Source organism: Streptomyces sp. NPDC001315, from assembly GCF_042896175.1.
In the GTDB taxonomy this organism is placed as follows: domain Bacteria; phylum Actinomycetota; class Actinomycetes; order Streptomycetales; family Streptomycetaceae; genus Streptomyces.
The window spans coordinates 201,752-220,126 of sequence record NZ_JBIAWZ010000009.1; the positions used below are offsets into that span (position 1 = coordinate 201,752).

At 69.4% G+C, this 18,375-nt stretch carries 16 protein-coding genes; 11 read left to right on the forward strand and 5 right to left on the reverse strand.

Annotated elements, in window-relative coordinates:
• Window positions 1–203 precede the first annotated feature (203 nt).
• The 5 genes from ACFY16_RS25085 to ACFY16_RS25105 all read left to right on the forward strand — a co-directional run bounded on the left by ACFY16_RS25085 (window position 204) and on the right by ACFY16_RS25105 (window position 6,289).
• Window positions 204–1,250 carry a LacI family DNA-binding transcriptional regulator gene (locus ACFY16_RS25085; protein ID WP_390649415.1) on the forward strand — a complete coding sequence of 349 codons (1,047 nt, stop codon included), beginning with the start codon at window positions 204–206 and terminating at the stop codon, window positions 1,248–1,250.
• Between the two features lie 164 nt (window positions 1,251–1,414).
• On the forward strand, window positions 1,415–2,662 hold the full coding sequence (locus ACFY16_RS25090) for an extracellular solute-binding protein (protein WP_390649416.1): 1,248 nt from the start codon (window positions 1,415–1,417) through the stop codon (window positions 2,660–2,662).
• 20 nt (window positions 2,663–2,682) lie between these two features.
• Complete coding sequence (locus tag ACFY16_RS25095; RefSeq protein ID WP_390649417.1) at window positions 2,683–3,654, forward strand: carbohydrate ABC transporter permease; 972 nt, start codon at window positions 2,683–2,685, stop codon at window positions 3,652–3,654.
• Window positions 3,651–4,475 carry a carbohydrate ABC transporter permease gene (locus tag ACFY16_RS25100; RefSeq protein WP_390649418.1) on the forward strand — a complete coding sequence of 275 codons (825 nt, stop codon included), beginning with the start codon at window positions 3,651–3,653 and terminating at the stop codon, window positions 4,473–4,475. Before ACFY16_RS25095 ends, ACFY16_RS25100 begins: the two co-directional genes overlap by 4 nt.
• Window positions 4,476–4,546: 71 nt before the next feature.
• Window positions 4,547–6,289, forward strand: coding sequence for an amylo-alpha-1,6-glucosidase (locus ACFY16_RS25105; RefSeq protein ID WP_390649419.1), 1,743 nt, complete (start codon window positions 4,547–4,549; stop codon window positions 6,287–6,289).
• A 755-nt stretch (window positions 6,290–7,044) separates the two neighbouring features.
• Here ACFY16_RS25105 and ACFY16_RS25110 read toward each other — a convergent pair.
• The gene (locus tag ACFY16_RS25110; RefSeq protein ID WP_390649420.1) at window positions 7,045–7,371 is read right to left on the reverse strand and encodes a hypothetical protein; all 327 of its coding nucleotides are present in this window, start codon (window positions 7,369–7,371) and stop codon (window positions 7,045–7,047) included.
• Window positions 7,372–7,959: 588 nt separating this feature from the next.
• Window positions 7,960–8,601, reverse strand: a complete 642-nt coding sequence (locus ACFY16_RS25115; RefSeq protein ID WP_390649421.1) for a TetR/AcrR family transcriptional regulator — start codon at window positions 8,599–8,601, stop codon at window positions 7,960–7,962.
• Window positions 8,602–8,689: 88 nt separating this feature from the next.
• Here ACFY16_RS25115 and ACFY16_RS25120 point away from each other — a divergent pair, with 88 nt between their 5' ends.
• Window positions 8,690–10,186: an FAD-dependent oxidoreductase gene (locus ACFY16_RS25120; RefSeq protein WP_390649422.1), complete on the forward strand. Its 1,497-nt coding sequence runs from the start codon at window positions 8,690–8,692 to the stop codon at window positions 10,184–10,186.
• A gap of 126 nt (window positions 10,187–10,312) precedes the next feature.
• On the opposite strand, the gene ACFY16_RS25125 is transcribed toward ACFY16_RS25120, so the two are convergent.
• On the reverse strand, window positions 10,313–10,897 hold the full coding sequence (locus ACFY16_RS25125; RefSeq protein WP_390649423.1) for a helix-turn-helix domain-containing protein: 585 nt from the start codon (window positions 10,895–10,897) through the stop codon (window positions 10,313–10,315).
• Between the two features lie 118 nt (window positions 10,898–11,015).
• Between ACFY16_RS25125 and ACFY16_RS25130 the strand changes: the two genes are divergently transcribed.
• Genes ACFY16_RS25130 through ACFY16_RS25140 form a run of 3 tightly spaced genes read left to right on the forward strand, consistent with a single transcriptional unit; the run spans window position 11,016 to window position 13,279 of the window.
• Entirely contained in the window at window positions 11,016–11,852 is an 837-nt protein-coding gene (locus tag ACFY16_RS25130; protein WP_390649424.1) for an EamA family transporter, read from the forward strand.
• Between the two features lie 31 nt (window positions 11,853–11,883).
• On the forward strand, window positions 11,884–12,531 hold the full coding sequence (locus ACFY16_RS25135) for an FMN-binding negative transcriptional regulator (protein WP_390649425.1): 648 nt from the start codon (window positions 11,884–11,886) through the stop codon (window positions 12,529–12,531).
• Between the two features lie 40 nt (window positions 12,532–12,571).
• Window positions 12,572–13,279, forward strand: coding sequence for a B3/4 domain-containing protein (locus ACFY16_RS25140; RefSeq protein WP_390649426.1), 708 nt, complete (start codon window positions 12,572–12,574; stop codon window positions 13,277–13,279).
• A gap of 276 nt (window positions 13,280–13,555) precedes the next feature.
• On the opposite strand, the gene ACFY16_RS25145 is transcribed toward ACFY16_RS25140, so the two are convergent.
• Complete coding sequence (locus tag ACFY16_RS25145; protein WP_390649427.1) at window positions 13,556–14,077, reverse strand: MarR family winged helix-turn-helix transcriptional regulator; 522 nt, start codon at window positions 14,075–14,077, stop codon at window positions 13,556–13,558.
• A gap of 52 nt (window positions 14,078–14,129) precedes the next feature.
• Here ACFY16_RS25145 and ACFY16_RS25150 point away from each other — a divergent pair, with 52 nt between their 5' ends.
• Entirely contained in the window at window positions 14,130–14,807 is a 678-nt protein-coding gene (locus tag ACFY16_RS25150) for a TIGR03086 family metal-binding protein (RefSeq protein WP_390649428.1), read from the forward strand.
• 311 nt (window positions 14,808–15,118) lie between these two features.
• On the opposite strand, the gene ACFY16_RS25155 is transcribed toward ACFY16_RS25150, so the two are convergent.
• Entirely contained in the window at window positions 15,119–16,180 is a 1,062-nt protein-coding gene (locus ACFY16_RS25155; protein WP_390649429.1) for a hypothetical protein, read from the reverse strand.
• A gap of 464 nt (window positions 16,181–16,644) precedes the next feature.
• On the opposite strand from ACFY16_RS25155, the gene ACFY16_RS25160 reads away from it, so the two are divergent.
• Window positions 16,645–18,216: a sodium:solute symporter gene (locus ACFY16_RS25160; protein ID WP_390649430.1), complete on the forward strand. Its 1,572-nt coding sequence runs from the start codon at window positions 16,645–16,647 to the stop codon at window positions 18,214–18,216.
• The last annotated feature ends 159 nt before the right edge of the window (window positions 18,217–18,375 follow it).

Below are 18,375 nucleotides of genomic sequence, written 5' to 3' on the forward strand. Positions count from 1 at the left end.
CCTTCGACGCGAGGATCTACCGGCACTCGATGGGAACAAGGCAGTGCGGTCAGGGGTGTTGACAGGCCGTCGGGCAGTTCCTACCTTCGCTTCACGCGAACCGGTTCGATGGCCGGCTTCGCTCCTCGTCTCATCCCACACCCTCACGACCGGCGGCGCTGCCTCCTCCGAGGTGTCGAACCGGTTCGAGCAAGGAGTCCCTCGTGAACATCGGTGAGATCGCCCGGCGGGCCGGTGTTTCGCGGAGCACGGTGTCCTACGCACTGAGCGGCAAGCGCCCGGTTTCGGAGGAGACGCGCCGGAGGATCCAGCGGGTCGTCGACGAGCTGGGCTACCGGCCCAGTGCCAGTGCCCGGGCCCTGGCCAACGGGCGGACCAGCACGATCGGCCTGGTCTTCCCCCCGGCCGGGAACCACTACACCGGGATGCAGCTGGATTTCATCGGCAGTGTCGTGGAGGCCGCCGCGGCCTACGACTACGACGTGCTGCTGTCCCCCAGCGGTGTGGACAGTGACCGTTCGTTCCAGCGGTTGCTGGGGGAGCGGCGGGTCGACGGGGCGATCATGATGGAGATCAGGCTGCAGGACGACCGGGTGGACCATCTGACCGCTCTGGACTTCCCCTTCGTCGCCATCGGCCGTACCGCTCGACCGGAGGGCGGTTGGTGGGTGGGCTTGGACCACACCGCGCTGGCGGCGGCGTGCGTCCACCATCTCGCGGACCTGGGCCATCGCAGGGTCGCGTTCGTCAACCGGCCGGAGCAGCTCCTGCGGGCCGGGTACGAGTCCGCCCACCGGGGTCTCGACGGGTTCACCAAGGCCGCGGCCGAGCGCGGGCTGACCGTGCGGACGTACTGCTGCGGGGACGACGCCGCGTCGGGCCAGGCATGCCTGGAACAGATCCTGCACGACGACCCGGCCACCACGGCCCTGGTCACGCTGAACGAGGCCGCACTGGGCGGCCTCTACCGGGGGCTGGCGCAGGCGGGCCGTCATGTGCCGCGCGACTTCTCGGTCACCGGGGTGGTGGCCGGCCGGTGGGCGGAGACGGTGACCCCGCAGCTCACCGCTGCGGACGTGCCGGCGGAGGAGATGGGCCGCCGCGCAGTCGACCTCCTCGTCGAGCGGCTCGACCATCCCGAGGCGCCTCCCCGGCACCACCTGCTCACCCCGCCGATCTCGTTGCGTACCAGCACCGGGCCCGCACGACCCACGCCCACCGCGGACGCCGGAGCCGTCACGACGCCCTGACGGCACCCCACAGGAAACCCTCGCCCCCATTCCTTGCCCCGCTGAACCCTCGGACCGCTCTTCAGCGCCGTTCGGCGTGCCCCCTCGGCACCCCATGCCCCGGCACCCCCGGCCCAGCAGCCCCATGCCCTCGGCAGCCGCATGCCAAGAACAAAGGACCCGCGATGAACAGCTCCTCCCGACAGCGCCGTCTGACCGCCGCAGCCCTGACCGCCCTGACTGTCGCCACCAGTGCCACCGCCTGCGGCTCCGGTTCGGGGGGCACCGACACGAAGGGTGCGAACAGCGGCACGTACACCATCTGGGACCCCTACCCGCAGTTCGCCAAGGGCTCGGACTGGACGAAGCTGCTGGACAAGTGCGGCACCGAGGCAGGCGTGAAGATCAAGCGGACCGGCTTCGACACCAGCGACCTGGCTAACAAGACGCTGCTTGCGGCACAGCAGGGCAACTCCCCGGATGTGCTCATCGTCGACAACCCCGTGGTGTCCACCCTGGCCGAGGCGGGAGTGCTCACCACGACCGACGACAACAAGCTGGACACCTCGAAGGTGGACCCCAACCTGCTCGCGGCCGGCCAGTCCGGCGGCAAGACCTACGGCACACCGATCGGCGCCAACACCCTCGCTCTGTACTACAACAAGAAGGTGCTGAAGGAGGCCGGGGTGGACATCTCCTCGGTCAAGGACTGGAAGTCGCTGACGGCGGCGCTGGCAAAGGTCAAGAAGGCGGGCAAGAAGGGCATCACGTTCTCGGCGATCGGCACGGAGGAGGGCAGCTTCCAGTTCCTGCCGTGGTTCTGGGGCGCGGGCGCCGAGCTGACCGCACTCGACTCCGACCCGGCCGTCTCCGCGCTGTCGCTGTGGAAGGACTGGCTGGAGAAGGGCTACGCTCCGAACTCGGTGCTCAACAACACCCAGACGACCAGCTGGCAGGAGTTCGTCAGCGGTGACTACGCGTTCAGCGAGAACGGCACCTGGCAGCTCGCAGGCGCCAAGAAGGCGGGCCTGGATTACGGCGTCCTGCCCATCCCGGGCGCCTCGGGAGGCAACGCCCCCGCGCCGACCGGCGGCGAGTTCGTCACCATCCCGGTCCAGGACGACACCGGCCGCTACGCCACCTCCCAGAAGCTGGCGACCTGCCTGACCAGCACTCAGAACCTGTACGACACCGACACCACCCTGTCCTACGTGGCCCCCACCTCTGAGGTCCAGGACAAGCAGGTGGCGGCCAACGCCGAGCTGAAGCCGTGGGTGGACGCGGTCAAGGCGGCCAAGGGCCGCACCAGCGACGACCTGGGCACCAAGTACCCGAAGATCTCCGAGCAGATGTGGAAGGCCGTGCAGTCCGCCCTCAGCGGCTCGAAGTCGCCGAAGGACGCGCTGAGCGCGGCCCGCTCCGCCGCCAAGTGACGGCACCCCAAGGCCCTTTGATGAGTCACACGACCCAAGTGCCGCACCGCCGGCGCGTGCCCGGCAAGAGCGGTGCGGCCCCCGCCGCGCCGCCCCGGGCGCGGCGCCGCCTCAGCTCCCCGCAATGGGCCGCCTGGGCATTCCTCGCCCCGGTGACCCTCTACCTCGCCTTCTTCTACGCCTATCCGCTCTACCGCAACCTCGACCTGAGCCTACGGAACTACACCGTCCGCTCCTTCGTCCAGGGCAACGCGCCCTTCACGGGCCTGAAGAACTACCAGACCGTCCTCGACGATCCGACCTTCGCGCCGGCCCTGCTCCACACCGTCGTTTTCACCGCCGTGTGCCTGGTCTTCCAGTACGCCATCGGCCTGGCGCTCGCGGTCTTCTTCAACCAGCACTTCCGGCTGTCGGCCACCCTGCGGGCACTGTTCCTGGTGCCGTGGCTGCTGCCGCTGATCGTGTCGGCCTCCACGTGGTCGTGGATGCTCAACAGTGAATCGGGCGTGGTCAACGCTGTGTTGGGCGCGGTCGGCATCGACTCCGTGAACTGGCTGACCTCCCCGTCCTGGTCGCTGACCTCAGTGATCATCGCGAACATCTGGATCGGGGTCCCGTTCAATCTGGTGGTGCTCCACAGCGGCCTGCAGTCGATTCCCGCGAGCCTGTACGAGGCGGCGGCCCTCGACGGCGCGAACGCCTGGCAACGCTTCTGGCGCATCACCTTCCCGCTGCTGCGCCCGGTGTCCGCGATCACCCTGCTGCTGGGGCTGGTCTACACGCTCAAGGTCTTCGACATCATCTGGATCATGACCAAGGGAGGCCCGGCGGACTCGTCCACCACCTTCGCCACCTGGTCCTACCAGCTCGGCTTCGGCAACCTCCTGCCCGCCTTCGGCCCCGGCGCGGCCGTCGGCAACCTGCTCGTCGTCGCCGCCCTTGTCTTCGGCCTGGTCTACGTCCGGGTCCAGAGAAAGCAGGCGTTGTCATGAGCCGAAGCGGCAAGCGTCCATGGTGGAAGACGGCCGTCGGTGCGCTGCTGACGGGGATCATGCTCTTCCCGGTCTACTGGATGCTCAACGTGTCCCTCACCCGCGACCAGGACATGCGCAAGAGCCCACCGGACCTCTTCCCCACCCACGGCACCCTGGCCGGCTACCGCACCGTCCTCGACGAGCAGTTGCCCTATCTCGGCACCAGCCTGGTCATCGGTCTGGGCACGGTCGTGCTGACCGTGGCGCTGGCCGCACCCGCCGGTTACGCGCTGGCCAAGTTGCGCCCGCGCGGCGGCGGCCTGCTGAGCTTCCTGCTCCTGGTCGCCCAGATGATCCCCGGCATCATCATGGCGATGGGCTTCTACGCCATCTACCTCAGCCTCGGCCTGCTCGAGTCCGTCCCCGGCCTGATCGTCGCCGACTCCACCCTGGCCGTCCCCTTCGCGGTGCTCATCTTCACCGCGTTCATGTCCGGCATCCCCGGCGAACTGCTCCAGGCCGCGAAGACGGACGGCGCCGGGCCCTTGCGCACCTTCTGGTCCATCGTCCTGCCGATGAGCCGCAACGCCGTCGTCACGGTCTCGCTCTTCGCGTTCCTATGGTCCTGGTCCGACTTCGTCTTCGCCGGCACGCTCGTCAACGGCGGCACGCACGAGCCGATCACCCTCGGCATCTACCACTACATCGGCAACAACAACCAGGAGTGGAACGCCATCATGGCCACCGCCGTCGTGGCCTCGCTGCCGGCCGCCGTCATCCTCGTACTCGCCCAGCGCTACGTCGCCGCCGGAGTGACGGCCGGTGCCGTCAAGGACTGACCCGCAGCCCCTTTTTGGTCCCGGCCAGGCAGACCGTCGGCCACCCCTGCTCAAGAAACGAGTCACGCGTCATGACCGCCGCCCGATCCGGCCCGGCCTTTTCCGTCCACGACATCCCGTTCAGCACGTACGGATCATGGTTCGGCATCTCCCCAGTGCTCGCGGAGAAGACGTACGCCGAAGACCTCCACCTCGTCTCGCACCAGAACGGCATGCACGCCGTCCTGCGCCTGGTGCCGCTCGACGCCGCGACGGGCGAGCGGGCCGAGACCCGGGTGGCGGCGACACCGGGCCTGCTGAGCTGGATCAGCACGGCCGGCCGCGTCGACCTCGCCTACGAGTCACCGGACACCGTACGCCTGCGCGGCACGGGCATGCCGCTGCGCGTCTGCGCCGCGGCCCGGACGCTGACCCCGTTCAGCGGCACCTACTTCTTCCGCGATCCGGCCGCCGACGCCTACGTGTTCACGTCGTACGAGACCGGACGCCGCTACCGCGTCACCGCGCTCTCCGGCACGGTGGCCGACGTGTCCGGCAGCCAGGCCCTGGGCGGCGCCGACCGAGGCCTCACCCTCTCCGCCGGCACGGACGCGGACGCTCCCTGGGAAATCGCACTCGAGGAACTCGACACCGCCCGCCCGCCGTACACGCCGACGGCAACCTTCGGCACGATCGTCGAGACCGCCCAGCACTCCTTCGCCGACTTCGTCGACAGGGTGGCCCCCTGGCGCTCGGCCGCCACCCCGGCCGCCGAACTCGCCGCCTACGTCGTGTGGTCCGCGGCCGTACGCCCGGCGGGGCTGGTCACCCGACAGGCCGTCCTGATGTCCAAGCACTGGATGGACAAGGTCTGGAGCTGGGACCACTGCTTCAACGCCCTGGCCCTGGCGCCGGGGTGCCCCGACCTGGCCTGGGACCAGTACCAGCTGCCCTTCGACCACCAGGACGAGACCGGGGCGCTGCCCGATTCGGTCACCCACTCCGAGATCCTGCACAACTTCGTCAAACCGCCCATCCACGGCTGGGCGTTCGGTCACCTGCGCCGTCGGCTGACCACGCCTCCCGGGCGGGCCGAACTGGCCGAGACGTACGACAGGCTGGAACGCTGGACGGACTTCTGGCTCACCGTACGGCGTGCGCCCGGGGCCGAACTGCCCCACTACCAGCACGGCAACGACAGCGGCTGGGACAACTCCACCACCTTCGACCCCGAACGCGTGGTCGTCACCGCGGACCTGGCCGCCTTCCTCGTCCTCCAACTGCGCGAACTCGCTGGCCTGGCAACACACTTGGACAGGCCGGACGAGACCCGCCGGTGGATGCGAGCGGCCGAGGAGACCCAGGCGGCGCTGCTCCACCAGCTCTGGACCGGTGACCGGTTCGTCGCCCGGGGAGTCGACAGCGGCGACACCTGGCACAGCTCCAGCCTGCTCGACCTGATGCCCATCGTGCTGGGGGAACATCTGTCGGACGACGTCAGCGGCGTGCTGGCCGCCCGCATCGAGGCCCACCTGACCCCGTACGGACTGGCCACCGAACTGCCGAGCTCGCCCCACTACCTCTCCGACGGCTACTGGCGCGGCCCGATCTGGGCCCCGGCGACCGTGCTCATCGAGGACGGTCTGCGCCGCGCCGGCCACCACCGGCTGGCAGACGACATCAGCGCCCGCTTCCGCGCCCTGTGCGAAACCCACGGCTTCGCCGAGAACTTCGACGCCCTGACCGGAACGGGCCTGCGTGACCGCGCCTACACCTGGACCGCAGGCAGCTACCTCCTCCTCGCCGAAGCACACGCAGGCCGAAGCGGCCACTGATCTCAACCACTCGGCTCTGCGCCGCCGTGTGTGGGGGGAGGCCCAGGCTCTGCCTCGGTCACCGGTACGGACGGGCGATCAACCCGATCGCGGGACCGAGGGGCCTGGGCCGTAATCGCTCAGAGCATGCCCCGCGCGGTCAAGCGGGGATGAAACTCGGCCACCAGGGCGGGACATTTCCCGGGCACTGAGGGGCAGGGTAGGCGTCCACCATGCCGAGCCATGTCACGAGGAACCACGTGAACCACACGGTGAAGACGAGCCCTGCGGTCAGTGCCGCGCCTCGATGGCGTCTTCCCAGAGTGCCGTGCAGAACGATCCACGGAACGGCTCCGGCGATCCATAGGAGAGGGGCGAGAACAAGCAGAGTCATGTTGTCGGCCGCCGCGTTGCCGCCGATATCACACGCGGCCCACACCCTCCCGACAGTGGCGATGGAGGCCACCGAGCTCAGACCTCCGAAGAGGACGCCGAACAGAATCCCTCTGGACCAGGGTCTCGGGGGACTCGGCGGCCTTGCTTCCACCATCGCCCATCTCCCATCGTGGTAAAGGCGGGGGTGGAGGTTACCAGCGTCCTGGAAGCGGTCCCCCTGTGCCCTGCCTCTGAGGCCGTCGCCGGCAGATGTGTCGCCGAGCAGGGCGTCGGGGCGTCGGCGGGGGCGCCCGGGCCGACTGTCCGGAGGTCGGAGACCAGAACGCAGAGAGCGCGACTCCCGTGAAGAGCGGCACCCCGAACGGCTGCCCACCACGCCCCTACAGCGCCTCCAGCGCCACCGTCGTCGCGGCTGACGCGAGCCAGACCAAGCCGACGGCGAGCTTCACCTGGACGTAGTCCCAATCCTTGACGCGCGGCACCTTCAAGCCGGCACGCTTGCGCAGGGTGGCCCAGTTGCTCAGGCTGGGATGGCTCGTGAGATACAACGTCGCGGCCGTGCCGAGAAAGAGGCCACCGAGAGCTGCGAGCACATCGGGCACAGGGGCGTACAGCGCCGCAACAACGGCGACAGCCACGCCCCCGAGCAGACAGTGCCCCGTCGCCCACAGATACAGCTTCACTGCGTCCTTGCCATCGATGATCACTCGCCCATCCAAACCACAGCCCGGCCGTTCGGCCCGTGGAAGATACAGCGCAGCGTGCCCGGCCGCCAGAGCCCGCCGGCCCGCACCTCAACGGCACGATGGGCCAGGAGGAGTACGTGGTGTGATGACGAGCTGCGGCAGTGAGCAAGCGGGGGTTGTACCGTCGGGCCACCGAGCAGGGCATCGCGTCGGTCGAGAGGAGCCGGGAGGAGCTGTCGACCCGCTCGCCCGGGCCGGGCGCCGCCGCAAGAAGGACGCCGTCTGTTTCCCGCCTCCCGCCGCACCATGACGTGGACCCGAGAAGGTCACCGCCACCGGGCAAAGGACCGGACCCTCACGAATCGCGCCTGTCAGGGACGCGCGCCAAGAGGGTCCGGAGCCACCAAGCTATCGTTACGCAGCCACGGCACCGCCTCGGACACTCCCGCCTCTTCCCAACTCGTTCAGATGCCACCCGATAGGGGTGGTCCCCTCCACGGATGGAGCAAGGCTCCCGCTCCCGCTGCCCGAGTGGCTTCGAATCCGGCAGCTGGTCCGCCGACTGCGGCGCAGTGGGCGACGCCGACGCTCGGTGCCCGAGCCCTGGAGTCACTGCTGCGGGGTCAGTTGCCGCAGTCCGTTCTCCAGCAGCGCGAACGCGTGTTCCGCGTCAGCCACCGCACCCGCATAGCGCTCGTCGGCCGGCTCCCCGTACGCCAGGCGTTCGGCGTTGTCCTGTGCCAGCGCCCAGTGGACCGCGACGATTTGGACGGCGGCCAACCGCGCCGTGAGTTCCGGAATGGCGGCTGTTTCACGCAATGCCTGGGTAAGTGCGCGTTCGGCGCCGGTCTTGAACCGTTCCATCCGGGCCACCAGCGAGGGCGCGTCGAGGATCATCTGATGGACCCTCCGCACCTGGGGATGGTCGTTGAGCCCGGTGATCGGGTCCCGCTCGCGCAGCCCCTTGAGAAAGTGCTCGCGCACCGCGGTCAGCGGGGCGGTGCGGGGCGGGCGGGCCCGCACGACGCGTGCGATTTCGGTCTCGTGGTCGGCGAGGCGATGCACCACGAGGTCTTCCTTCGTCGGGAAGTAGGCGAAGAGCGTGCGTTTGGACACCTCGGCCGCCTCGGCCACCTGAGCCACCGAGACCTGGTTGAAGCCGTGCTCGAGGAACAGCGTGATCGCCGCATCGGAGATCGCCGCATGGGTCCGCTGCTTCTTTCGTTCCCGTAGCCCCGGCTTGCCGTCCACGATGCACACCGTAACAGATAGCTTCCCTGAGGGCATTTCTGCACCTGGTATACATTTACCCCAAGGCGAGAGATGAGAAGGAGTGAGGGTGTTGGCCGAGATCGAGACCGAGGTCGTCGTCGCGGGCGCCGGCCCGACCGGACTGATGCTGGCGTACGAACTGGCTCTGGCCGGGGTCGAGACCCTGGTGCTGGAGAAGCTGCCCCAGCGCGTCGAGCAGGTGAAGGGCGGCGGGATTCAGCCCCGTACCGCTGAGCTGCTGGAGTCGCGCGGGCTGCTGGAGCCGTTGCTGCAGCGGGGCGCGTCGCGTGAACCGGTGGGCGGGCATTTCGCGGCCCTGCCCGTGCCCTTGGACTGCGCCCCCTGGAAAACCAGGCACCCTTTCCCGATCGGGATCCCTCAGTGGCAGATCGAGGAAGTGCTCGAAGAGCGGGCGATCGCGGCCGGCGCGCGGGTGCTGCGCGGCACTGCCGTCTCAGGGGCCGAGTCGGACGACGACGGAGTGGTCGTGACGGCGGACGGTCTGCGGGTCCGGGCTCGCTACCTGGTGGCGTGCGACGGCGGCCACAGTACGGTGCGGAAACTGCTCGGGCTGCCGTTTCCCGGTAGGCCCGGGACGCATCAGGCGGTGTTGGCCGACATCCGCCTGTCCGCCGTTTCGTCGCTGGTGCCGCAGCAGATGGGGCATATCAGCTCCGTGATGCGTCAAGCGGGCGGCTACTGGGCCATGCTGGTTCCGCTCGGCGGCGACCGGTACCGGTTCACCTTCGGGCGCGCGGACCGGGCGGACATCGACCGCGACACCCCCATCACCCACGAGGAGATCACTGCCGCGCTGCAGGCCGTGTACGGCCATGAGACAGCCCTCGGCGCGGTGGACAACTCTTCGCGGTTCTCCGACGCCACTCGGCAACTGGAGCACTACCGCGCGGGCCGCGTCCTGTTCGCGGGCGACGCCGCACACATCCACCCGCCGCTGGGCGGCCAGGGCCTCAACCTCGGCATACAGGACGCGATCAATCTCGGTTGGAAACTGGCCGCAACCGTCCAGGGCCGGGCGCCGAGCGGCCTGTTGGACAGCTACCACGTCGAACGACATCCGGTCGGAGCCCAGGTCCTGCATCACACGTCGGCGCAGCGCGTCCTGGCGGACCCGCGTCCGAGCGAGGACGTGGCCGCCCTGCGCGACATCTTCATCGACCTGCTGCGCCTGCCCGACGCCAACCGCCACCTCGCGGGACTGATGTCCGGCCTCTCGCTGCGCTACGAGCTGTCCGGCGAGCATCCGCTCACCGGACAGCGCATGCCGGACGCCGAGCTGGTCACCGAGGCCGGCCCCACCCGGCTGTCGACCCTGTTCGGCTCGGGGCACGCCGTCCTGCTCGATCTGGCCGGAACCGTCCCGGCCGACCTCCGGCTCCCGCCCCGAGTCGACCTCGTCCGCGCCAAATGCACCACCGATCTGGGCGCTGTCGCCCTGCTCATCCGTCCCGACGGCTACGTCTGCTGGGCCACGGACGGCTCCGCCGACTGCGGCGATACCCTGCTTTCCGCAATCGCCGACAGCCTTGCGAGGGTGCACTGAGCGGGTGTCCACCATGCCCGGCGCAAACCGGGCCGGCTCATCCGATACGCCAATGACAGCGGGATCCACAATCTCGCGGTCCGGGCATGACGGGTGTCGTCGCCTTTGGCTGCCCCGCTGCGCAGGTCAGGTTGCGGAGGCGGGGCCGGGCGGCAGGTGGACGGTCATGATCAGGTGGCAGGTCTCGGTGCCGGCGCCCCGGTAGGTGTGGGGGGCGTCGCCGTCGAAGGAGGCGGTCTGCCCGGCTTCTACGGTGTGCTCGGTGCCGTCGACGATCAGGGTCATCCGGCCGGTGGTGACGCTGACGGTCTCGACGACTCCGGCCTGGTGGGGGTGACTGGGATATTCCTCGCCCGGTTCCAGCCGCCAGCGCCAGACCTCGACCGGGACCGGGCCCGAGGTCGTCAGCATGAGCCGGGCCTCGCTGCCCTGCGCCCCGGTCCACAGCGGCATCACGGCGTCGGCGGTCACGACACGGACGCGGCCTTCGGCCGGTCCCTCCATCAGGGCGGATACCGAGACACCGAGCGTGTCGGCCAGCCGGACCAGTGTGGCGAAGTTCGGGTTGCCCTGGGCTCTCTCCAGCCCGACCAGGGCCCCCTTGCTGACCTTGGCGCGTCGGCCGAGCTCATCCAGGGACAGGCCCGCACGGGTACGGGCCGCCCTGACGTTGTGCGCGAGCGTGCGCAGGGCTGCCTCTGTCTCGGCCATCCGATCACCATCCTCGCAAGTGGACCACTGGAATGTACCGTCCGGTCGTTTGGTTGACAGACCGCGGTCGATCCGTTGTACGGTTTAGTCGTTCCATTGGAATAGTAAGGGATGTACCGTGATCGCTCTGCTGCTGGCTCTGGGCAGCTCACTCGCCTACGGATGCGCCGACTTCCTCGGTGGCCTCGGTGCCCGAAAGGCCCACGTGCTGCGCACCGTGATGGTCGCCGCCCCGGCCAGCCTCGCGGTCGAACTGCTGCTCTGGCCGGTTCTCGGCGCCTCGTTCAGCCCGGCCGCCCTCGGCTGGGGTGCCGCCTCCGGTGTGGCCTCGGCGGCAGCGTTCGCGCTGCTGTACAAGACCCTGGCCATCGGCCCCATGAACGTGCTGTCGCCGGCCACCGCACTGGTGTCCGCCGCACTGCCCGTCGGCGTGGGCCTGCTGCAGGGCGAGCACCTGGGCATGGCCGGACTGCTCGGCCTGCCGCTCACGCTCGTCGCCGTGGTTCTGGTCAGCGCCGGGCACGGCGCGGGCTCGTCTCGTCCGTCGCGTACGGCGCTGCTGCTGGCCTTCGGCGCGGGAGCCGCCATCGCCCTCCAGCTGATCTTCCTGCACCAGGCACCTTCGGACAGCGGCGTGGCCCCGCTGATCATCGGCAGAGCGGTCTCCTCGGCAGTAACCCTGACCGCAGCCGGGGTCCTGCACCGCAGGCTCGGCCCCGAGAAGCCCGCCTACGCCATGTCGGCCACCGCCGGCGTGCTGGACTCCGTGGCGAACCTGCTGTTCCTGCTCGCCGCCCGCAGCGGAGACCTCACCGTCGTCGCCGTGATCACCGCCCTCTACCCGGCCGGCACTGTCCTGCTCGCCCGCAGCGTGCTCGCCGAGCGCATCCACCGCAGCCAGCTCGTCGGCCTGGGCACCGCTGCCGTCGCCGTCAGCCTCCTCGCCCTCACCTGAGCCACCACACCGCCCGCACAAGGAGAAGAGCATGTTCATCCAGCCCTGGGACGCCGCCCTGGACGACACCGAATGGCAGACCTGGATCGCCGACGGCCACGACTTCGGCCAGCTCAGCGTCAACGGCCTTGCCGGCCGGCCGCCCGCCGTCGTCCCCACCCACTTCACCAGTGACGGCAACCAGCTCCTGATCCATCTCGCCCGGCCCAACCCGGTCTGGAAGGCGATCGAGCACGACCCGAACGTCACCTTCACCGTCATCGGCGACTACGCCTTCATCCCCGGCCCCTGGCGCGCCCAGCCCGACATCGCACCCACCGACGGCGTCCCCACCAGCTACTACGCGGCCGTCCAGTTCACCTGCCGCGCCCGCATCATCGACGACCCCGACGCCAAGGCCGACCTCCTGCGTCGCCAACTCGCCCACTTCCAGCCCGACGGTGACCACGCACCCGTCGCCGTCGACCAGCCCCCGTACGGCCGGATGCTGCCCGGCATCCGAGGTCTGAGGCTGGAGGTCGCCGAGGTGAGGGCCAAGTTCAAGTACGACGACCACAAGTCCGTCGAGCACCGCACCACTGTCGCCGACCACCTCACCGTACGCGGCCAGGGCCTGGACGCACCCACCGCTCGCCAGCAGCGCCGTCGCCTCGACCGCATAGGCCCCTGGAAGCCCTGACTCCGCTCCCCGAGCACACACAGGAAACGGAACTCCGCGCATGACCGCCTTCCGCATCAGCCCCGTCGTCGCCGACGCCTTCCCCGACACCCTCATCGCCGTGGTCACCGCCACCGGCCTGCGCGGCCGCGAGCCCTGGCCGGACACCACCGCGGCCCTGGAGGACCTCGAGGAGCAGTTCGCCGACCACTCCTGGCAGCCGGCCGACGAGAGTGACCCCCGTATCGAGGCGTGGCACACCGCCTACCGCTCTTTCGGCACCAACCCCCGCCGCATCCGCCCCAGCGTCGACGCGCTCGGCCGCCGCCTGGCCAAGAAGGGAACGCTGCCGCGCATCAACCCGGCCGTCGATTCCTACAACTCCGTCTCCGTCCACCACGGTCTGCCCGCCGGCGCCTTCGACCTCGCCCACGTCACCGGCGACGTCGACATCCGGTACGCGGACGGCAGCGAGAAGTTCACCCCGCTCGGCGAACCCGACACCATCGAGAACCCCAGACCCGGCGAGATCATCTACGCCGACTCCACCGGCGTCCTGACCCGCCACTGGAACCACCGCGACGCCCACCGCACCCGTGTCACCGAAGACTCCACCCACGTCGCCTTTGTCCTCGAAACCCTCCACGCCACCCGCGACGGCCACCTCCTCAAGATGGCAGCGGAGGAGTTGCAGGGCCTACTCATCCCGCACGCTCAACAGACCGCTGTGCACTACCTCAGCCCGGCACAACCCCAGGCCACCACCTGAGCTTCAACCACCCACAGGCGCGGAGGCGGTGCAAGCCGGGAGGCGAGCTACGCGCCCCTTTCGCCGGCGCCGCCGGCGGGACCGCTTCGGCCGTTGTCAACGCTGCGCGGGTTGGGAACAGCGCGCTGTCTCACCCGGGCGACGGCGTCGAGGCGTGAGCACCGACGGACCGAGAGCACCCCACCGTGCGGGTGCGCGTCTCCCATCTGCGTCGCCGGTTGCTCGGCCCTTCGGTCGGTTCCTCACTCCCGGAGCATTCGTCGGAGTACTCATCGTCTAGGGGCGGGGGCGGGCGTTGCCCGTTTCCCGACCGGCCCCACTCGCTCCCGGCTCCGCCAGGGCGGACAGGACCTGGAGACCTCTGAGGAAACCGTCGCGGTCAGCTGCCGGCAACTGGGCGAGCAGCTCTTCCTCGCCCAGTTGGATGGCGGACTGGACGGTGTCGCGCAGTCGTCGGCCCTCAGCGGTGAGGGACAGCAGACGCGCGCGCCGGTCCTTGGGATCAGGTCGTCGGCGGATCAGTTCGCGGTTCTCCAGGTCGTCGAGGACCGCGATGATGCGGGTCTTGTCCGCCCGGATGGCCTCGGCGAGCGCGGCCTGAGTGCGGATAGGTGTCTCGTCGAGGTGCAGCAGCACGGCGTACGCCCACATCGTCAGCCCGTGTGCGTCGAGGACCGGTTGCTCGGCGGCCATCAGGGTCCGGAGCAACGGCACGACCATCTCGGCGAGATCGGGGCGGGCCTGCCGCCGCGCCGGCGGGGTGCCTCCGGTGCCTCTCTGAGCTGCGTTCTCGACCATGGTCAAGAAAATACCCGTTGACAATTGATAAGCCTCGGCACATCGTAAGCTCATGCTTATTAATTCTCTGGCGGACTTGGACCGCTTACGGGACCTCGACGCGCAAGCGGTCCGGGACAGCATGACCCTGGTGCGCCGGGTGACCCCCGACGACCTGCTCCGTCCGACGCCCTGCTCGGAGTGGACGCTGACCGATCTGCTCGCCCACATGACGGCCCAGCACCGCGGGTTCGCGGCGGCCGCGCTCGGGCACGGCCGGGATCTCGAGCACTGGAGGATTCGCCCGCTCGCCGTGGACGTCGCCGCGGAGTACGGCGAGGCGGCGGAGCAGGTCATCACCGCGTTCGCGACCGTGGCGGCCGCGGACTGCCCCTTCGTCCTGCCCGAACTGCCTGTCGTCCAGGCCTTCCCGGCCGCCCGGGCCATCGGCTTCCACCTCGTCGACTACGTGGTTCACAGCTGGGACGTCGCCCGCAGTTTGGGCCTCGCGTACGACCCCGAGCCCGAACTCCTGGCCGCCGCATTGCCGATGGCCCGCGCCGTCCCGGACGGCGACTTCCGCCTCGCGCCGGACAGCCCCTTCCGGCCGGCACTGCCCGCGGACGACGGGGGGAGCGTACTGGAGCGAATCCTGACGGCCCTGGGCCGATCGCCGGACTGGCACGGCCCGTCCGGCGCCACGGCGGCGGGCTCACACCGGGGCGCTGCCGCCCCGGACACGACATGCTGAGGTCTTCGTGGATGCCCGGCCATGCCCACGGCCACAGGAGCTCGGTACTGGTCACCGAACTTTCGCGCGTGCCGCCGTCCGGATGATGAGGCGGAACGGTGACCAACCACGATGAGGCGGCGGCTGTCCGACCGACATGGTGGGGTTCCCTCCTCGACGCCCCCACCCTCTGCTGCAGCAAATGCGCGAGCTTCACGAGCGGTGGCGCGCCTCGCGCAAACGTCGACGTCGACGTGCGCCTACGCCCCCGTCTGCCGGACGGGGGGCGTCGTCACCACCCCAAGAAGTTCGGCGCGAACTCGTCACCGCGCTCAAGACGATGCTTCACTCCAGCGATTCAGCGTCTCGCTCCCGCGGTCGTAGGTGAGCCAGGTCCCATCCCCGAGTGGGCGCACATAGCTGTCAACCGGCGCCGTGGGATAGGCGACGGTCCCACGTATCTCCAGGGTTCGGGCGTCCAGCAGCCAGTGCCGGGCCCGTTCCGGGTCCTCGTCGGATTCGACCGTCGTGGCGATGACGGTGTCGGCGTTGACGAAGCCGCAGCCGTAGTCCCAGCAGAGCGGCTCGTCGTCGCCCGGCTCCGACACCCCTTTGGCGAGCACGGTGCCGTCCATGGCGTGCAGTTCCAGGTCTGCTCCGTAGTGCTCGACCGTCAAGAATCCAGGATGCCCCGCATGGACGTCCAACAGGATGCGGTCCATGCCCTCGTTGAGGTCCCAGCCGATCAGCTTCTCGCCGTCCCAGCGCGCCCAATGGAGCAGGATGCCGTCCTGGCCCATCCCGATGCAGAGACCCATGTGGATACCGTCCGGATGGGAAAGGTGGTGCGAACCCGAGGCCGCACTGTCCAGCGGCAGCCGGGCCAGCTCTCGTCCGTCCCGGGCGTCCAGGACGACCCAGTACTCCTGCCAGTCCTGCCCTTCCAGCTCGACCACGACATGCGCCCACACGAGCCGGCCGTCGTCGGAGACCCGGCAGGATCCGTGCTCGAGGCCGCGGCACACCTCCTGCTCATCCCCTGTGTGCTCGTGCCCGATCTCGGGCCCCCAGCAGCCATGCCGGTACTCCCACAGTTTCTCTCCGCCCGCGCCCACGGCCCTTACCGCGCGCTGGCCCGAGAACACCGCGAACGAGCCGTCGGGGCTTGTCGAGTGGACACCGCGGTCCCATCCCGGCCAGGGAAGGGGGAAGACAGCGGCCGGCGCGCGCTCCCCCGCGAAGACCTCGTACAGGTTGTAGACCTCCAGCTCGTGCCCGTTGTGGAGAAGAGCGCGACACGAAGCGTCCCCGCGGCTCTCGAAGGCGAATCCATTGACCAGCGCGTCTCCACCCGGCAGCCTCACCGAGTCGCGCAGTTGTGCGGTGAACGACATGGCCCGAAGGTAACGGACCGGTGCAAGGCTTGCCCGGCGCTCAAGCAAACCCCGTTCCGGGTTCGGGTCGTCCGGAGCGGGGTTCGTGCCTTTCCGCGGGCTTGAGACGGCACGCCGCGTCGGCCTGGTCAGACGGGACGGCCGCTCTCCGGCGGAGGGCGTGACCGCTCGCTGTGCAGCACCTTGGCGATGGTGAACCGCGCCTGCCGACCTCGCCGGGATCAGCACGCCGGTCACGCCCATCGCCGCGACGGACGACACTGCGGTCATCATGACCTGGCGTGGCGTCATACCGATCGACTTGAGCATGCGCAGATCGCGCTGTAGGAACGGTATCCCCGTCAGTGGCTCGACGGCGCGCGCCTTCTGGCGCCGAACGCCTAGGCACCGCACGAACCCCACGTCGTCCGCGTACGACGGACGACGCTCTCTACGACCGTCCCGACCCCTGCCCAGGAGTGAGCGTGCGTCAACTCGACCTTGTGGTGATCGTCGTCTATCTGGTGGCGATCGCCGTGATCGGACTAAGGCTGGCCGGACGGCAGAAAACCGCGAAGGACTACTTCGTCGGCGAAGGCCATATGCCCTGGTGGACCGTGTCGTTCTCGGTGGTGGCCACCGAGACCAGTGTGCTCACCGTCATCAGCGTGCCCGGCGGCGCCTACAGCGGGCAGGCCTTCGGCAACGTCGAACTGGCCCTCGGTTATGTGATCGGCCGCGTCGTTGTGGCGACCGTACTGATCCCCCTGTACAAGCGCGGCGGCTTCGTCAGCGCCTACCAATACCTGGGCAGCAGGTTCGGACTGAAACTGCAGGGGCTCGCCTCGGTGACCTTCGTCGTCACCCGCCTCCTCGCCGAGGGCGTCCGGCTGTTCGCCTCCGCGATCCCGATCAAGCTACTGCTCGACGAGTTCGGTGTGCACGCGAGCTACCGCGTCATCATCATCGCGCTCACCGTGATCACCGTCGTCTACACCTACCTCGGCGGCATCAAGGCCGTCATCTGGACGGACGCCGTCCAAATGGGTCTCTACCTGGGCGGTGCGATCCTGTCCGTCGCTGTGCTGTACGGCCACGTCGGCGGCGACGGCCTCTCACGGGCGCTGCACGCCGGGCAGTTCAAGCTCTTCGACACCGACTTCGGCCTCGCACACATCCTCACCAGCCCGTTCGCCCTGCCGACCGCGATCATCGGCGGCGCCATCTTCGCGATGGCCAGCCACGGCTCCGACCAGCTGATCGTCCAGCGCATCCTGGCCACTCGCTCGCTGCGTGACGGCCAGAAGGCGATGATCGCCTCCGGTGTCTTCGTCACTCTCCAGTTCGCGGCCTTCTCCGTCGTCGGGGCTCTGTTGTGGTCCTACAACCAGGGCAAGAGCTTCAGAGAACTCGGCCTGAGCAGCTCCGACAACCTCTACCCCGACTTCATCCTGCACGGGCTGCCCGTGGTGATTTCCGGTCTGCTCGTGGCCGGCATCCTCGGCGCCGCGATGGGCTCACTGTCCTCGGCGCTGAACTCCATGTCGAACTCGACCGTCGCCGACATCATCCACGGCTTCTTCAGCAGCACGCCCTCCGAGGAGCTCCTGCTCAGACTCGCCCGGGTGATGACGCTGGTGTGGGCGGTGCTGATGGCCGTCTTCGCCTGCGCCTTCAGCAGCAGCACCGGCAACGTGTACCTCACGGGTCTGACCATCGCGGGCTACACCTACGGCGCGCTGCTCGGTGCCTTCCTCCTCGGCCGCCTGGTCCGGCGCGCCAACGAGATCGACTCGATCGCCGCCTTCCTGGTGACCCTCGGCGTGATGACGTACATCGTGCGCGGTGTGAAGATCGACGTCGCCGTGGCCGACGCCACGGTACCCACCGCCGTCGCCGCCCAGTGGCTCGTGCCGATCGGAGTCGTCGTCACCCTGGTCGTCGGCGGTCTGTTGAGCCTGTTCCACCGCGCCCCCGCAAGCGCCGGGGCCGCCGCGGACGACGGCGGGACGGGCGCGGATCCCGGCCGTGTCACGGCGCCCGTCGGCCAGGAGTGAAGGCACGCTTGCGGGGCGGGCACGGCAGCCCAGTGCCTGTCCCGCTCCGACCGCCCGGACGTCCTCACGGAGAAGCCATGTCGCAGCCCCCCTCGCAACCGCCGTTTCAGCCGCGACTCCTGTCGCAACCGCCGCTTCAGCCGCGGCCGGCCTCGTCCG

Excerpts from the sequence above, each read along its gene's own strand:
- ACFY16_RS25090 (WP_390649416.1), top strand. The coding sequence starts at position 1,415 with ATGAACAGCTCCTCCCGACAGCGCCGTCTGACCGCCGCAGCCCTGACC.
- ACFY16_RS25095 (WP_390649417.1), top strand. The coding sequence starts at position 2,683 with ATGAGTCACACGACCCAAGTGCCGCACCGCCGGCGCGTGCCCGGCAAG.
- ACFY16_RS25100 (WP_390649418.1), top strand. The coding sequence starts at position 3,651 with ATGAGCCGAAGCGGCAAGCGTCCATGGTGGAAGACGGCCGTCGGTGCG.
- ACFY16_RS25105 (WP_390649419.1), top strand. The coding sequence starts at position 4,547 with ATGACCGCCGCCCGATCCGGCCCGGCCTTTTCCGTCCACGACATCCCG.
- ACFY16_RS25125 (WP_390649423.1), bottom strand. The coding sequence starts at position 10,897 with ATGGCCGAGACAGAGGCAGCCCTGCGCACGCTCGCGCACAACGTCAGG.
- ACFY16_RS25135 (WP_390649425.1), top strand. The coding sequence starts at position 11,884 with ATGTTCATCCAGCCCTGGGACGCCGCCCTGGACGACACCGAATGGCAG.
- ACFY16_RS25140 (WP_390649426.1), top strand. The coding sequence starts at position 12,572 with ATGACCGCCTTCCGCATCAGCCCCGTCGTCGCCGACGCCTTCCCCGAC.
- ACFY16_RS25145 (WP_390649427.1), bottom strand. The coding sequence starts at position 14,077 with ATGGTCGAGAACGCAGCTCAGAGAGGCACCGGAGGCACCCCGCCGGCG.
- ACFY16_RS25150 (WP_390649428.1), top strand. The coding sequence starts at position 14,130 with ATGCTTATTAATTCTCTGGCGGACTTGGACCGCTTACGGGACCTCGAC.
- ACFY16_RS25155 (WP_390649429.1), bottom strand. The coding sequence starts at position 16,180 with ATGTCGTTCACCGCACAACTGCGCGACTCGGTGAGGCTGCCGGGTGGA.